The sequence below is a fragment of the Bartonella sp. AP4SXKL genome (genome assembly GCF_042195845.1).
Classification (GTDB): domain Bacteria; phylum Pseudomonadota; class Alphaproteobacteria; order Rhizobiales; family Rhizobiaceae; genus Bartonella.
Window position 1 is genome coordinate 1 of record NZ_JBHIPA010000046.1, and the last position, 2,491, is coordinate 2,491.

Sequence of the window (2,491 nt, forward strand, 5' to 3'; positions counted from 1 at the left end):
TTTTTTAGATCAAAATGTACATTTCTGTCTTTAGCAATATTCGCTCTGCCTTCTAAAGTTGAATGATCAGCGCTTAAGGTGAAGGTGCCATTGGAGATCTCATTAATATTTTTCTCCTCCCAAAAGCTTTCTTTTTTTGTAAAGAGGCCGTCCCCTAATAACACGTCGGCATGGATTTTTGAATTTGTGAGATTAACTGTACCAATTGACAGATCAGCACTATTTTTAATGTTAGCGTTAGTGAAAGCTCTAATGAAAATTCCTGTGCCATTTTCAGCATGAAGCTCTGCATTGGTCAGATTGATTTCATTGCTATGATGTTTTTGTGGATCATTTAGCTCATCTTGTTTGGTAGTAGGGTGAGTTACGAATTGCAAACCAGAAACTTCTGCTGTTGCAGAAACATTTGTCAAATCAATATGCCCACCGTTGATTGCAAATAACGCTGTTTCGTTCGCTGCTACGGATCCTCCCGTCATGTTGACTGCACCACCATCGATTGCTGCAAGCCCAGTTCCACTACTACTAATCGTTGTTTTTTCAAGAAAAATTACACTGTTTGCGCCATTAGAAAATACACCAGATGACTTATCGCTATCATTTGTTTTTAGGGTCACATCTGCAACAGTAATATGTCCACCATTTTCAGCAACCAATGCATTACCCAATGCATTACCTTTCCCCGTGACGGTTCCTTCCGTCATGCTGATGGTGGAGTTTGAACCTTCCGCATAGAGTCCAACGTTATCAGATGTAATGTTTGCATTGTTGGTTAAAGTGATGGCACTGCCGCTTTTAGCAGATATTGTTGTATTTTGTGCATGAAATGATCCTCCCGAGATTGTTATTGTCGAATCATTCTCTGCTAATACACCTTTTTCAAATACACCGGTGGCTGCTTGAGCCACTGTTACATCTTTTAAAGTGACGGTACTTTTATTTGCGTTTATTCCATAGTACAGTGTCCCATCCTTTTGAACACCCGATATTGTCACATTTTCTAGTTTGTTTTCACTACTGTTACTGTTTGAGAATATAGCACCAGTTGAAGAAGTTGTAATGGTTCCCCCAGTCATCTTGATTGCGCCACCGTTTTGTGCTTGAAGCCCGAAGAAAGCATCATTAATCGTTGTCTTTCCAAGTAATTCAATCATGCTACCAAGGCCACTAGAAACTGCACCAGTTCCATAACCATCTTTTGTTTTTAGGGTGACATCTGTAACAGTAATATGGCCACCGGATGTTGTCTTTACTGCTTGCTCTTTCGCTGTGATGCTCCCCCCTGTCATTTCGATGATGGACTTTGAATCTGCCGCATGGAGTCCAGCAGCATTATTAGATGTAATGTTTGCATCGCCAGTTAAAGCGATGGTGCTGCCGTTTTGAGCAAATATTGCTGTTCTTTCTGCATCAAATGATCCTCCTAAAACGTTTATTATGGAATCATATGCCTCTATGGCAGTTTGTGCTTGCGTCACTGTTACATTATTTAAAGAGATATAACTTGCATCTGCTTTTATTCCAAAGAACAGTGGCACATCCTCTTTAATACTCGATATGGTCACATTTTCTAGTTTGTTTTCATATTTATAACTGTGACTGTTTAAGAATGTAGCACCAGCTGCAGAAGCTGTAATGGTTCCTCCAATCATCTTGATTGTGGCCTCATCTATTACTTGAATTCCGATGAAAGCATTATTAATCGTTGTCTTTCCAAGTAATTCAATTATGCTAAGGTCTTCACAAGCTACACCAATTCCATAAACATCTTTTGTTTTTAGGGTGACATCTGTAGCAATAATATGGCCACCGTATGTTGTCTTTACTGCTTGCTCTTTCGCTGTGATGCTCCCTCCTGTCATTTCGATGATGGCCTTTGAACCTGCCGCATAGAGTCCAACATCATTAGATGTAATGTTTGCATCGCCAGTTAAAGTGATGTTGCTGCCGTTTTGAGCAAATATTGCGGTTTTTTCTGCATCAAATGATCCTCCTAAAACTTTTACTGTGGAATCATATGCATCTATGGCAGTTTGTGCTTGTTTAACTGTTACATTTTCTAAAGTGATAAAACTTTTCTTGTTTATTTTTATTCCAAGGAGTGATGATGCTTCATTTTTATTATCTGATATTACTACATTTTGCAGTATATTTCTATTATCCTTACTACCATCGATATAAACGCCAGTTTGAGAAGCTGTAATGTTTCCCCCGGTCAGGTTGATGTTAGCGCCGTCTTTTACAGAAATACCAAAACGAACATCAGAATCAGTGCCTTGAATATTTAAGCTATTTAATTCAAGCGCACTGTTAGCACCTTCAACTGTTACAACATATTTATCGCTACCTGTGTCTGTATTTGTGTTTTTATTTCCAATTACAGTTACAGTACTACCGGTGATTTTTCCTTTGTTTTTTACATAAATAGTCTCGTACGTTTTTCCGGATATATCTTTTTCTTCGTTGGCAACGTCAAGAGTTTCAGCATGTG

Annotated in this window: 1 pseudogene; it reads right to left on the minus strand. The window is 38.7% G+C overall.

What is annotated here, in order from left to right:
* Nucleotides 1-2,491, minus strand: a pseudogene (locus ACFIMI_RS09560) (autotransporter outer membrane beta-barrel domain-containing protein); the annotation flags it as partial.